The sequence below is a fragment of the Rhizobium sp. 05L419 genome (assembly GCF_056397845.1).
In genome coordinates this window covers 1-869 of sequence record NZ_JBFTOF010000081.1, presented here as the reverse complement: position 1 = coordinate 869, position 869 = coordinate 1, and the positions used below count along the sequence as shown (strand labels likewise).

Genomic DNA, 869 nt, shown 5'->3' with positions numbered 1-869 from the left:
TCTACTTGAGCATTTTCGCAACGTCCCAAGGCGGTCCGCTTCACGAGGCGGCCAAGAGCGGCGACCTGGCAGCGCTCGCGGCGGCCCTCGATGCGGGGGCGGACATTGAGGAGCAGGACAAGGGAGCCACTCCCCTCATCCTTGCGGTTCGTAGCGGACAACCCGAAGCAGCAGAATTGCTGATCAGGCGCGGGGCCAACGTGAACAAGGAGTCCGCGATTGGCCTACCTCTTACTGCTGCCGTCCTAAAGGGTTCCCCCGATCTTATACGGTTGCTGGTGGCGCACGGTGCGGATCCTAATGCCGCCGCACGGGGCGAGCGCATGCTGCACTTCGCAGTCGCCAACGACTGTCTAGACTGCGTGAGGAGACTTGTTGAAGCCGGGGCAGACGTTAAYGCCATCTGGGTGCGAGGTGACCCAACCCGCAACCCTGGCATCATCACTCCGTATCATCTTGCAAAACATGACGATCATGCCGAAATTGCGGACTACCTATTGGCTCATGGCATCGTCATTCAGAAGCCCGCGCCGATTTCCGCGAAACTGGCAAACGGTGATCCGGCAAAGGGCGCTGCTTTCTTCGCCTCCAATTGCTCTGGCTGTCATGTCAAACGCCCMCAAGATGYMCCCTCTAAGGGACCCAACTTGTGGAGCGTTGTCGGACGCGACAAGGCGTCGACCAAGTTCGGCGGCTACTCCAAAACCCTGTTGGGTTGGGGAGGGTCATGGACCTACGAGGACCTCAACATCTTTATCGCCGGGCCTACTCTCACAACGCCAGGCGTAAATATGGACGTTCGTGGTGCGCCCGATGAAAATGATCGCCTGAACGTAATCGCTTATCTGAGAACGCTCAGCGACTCGCCG

At 59.1% G+C, this 869-nt stretch carries 1 protein-coding gene; it reads left to right on the top strand.

The features are described 5' to 3' along the window. On the top strand, nucleotides 1–869 hold an 869-nt coding region (locus AC1DMK_RS31070), incomplete at both ends, for an ankyrin repeat domain-containing protein (protein ID WP_477864047.1).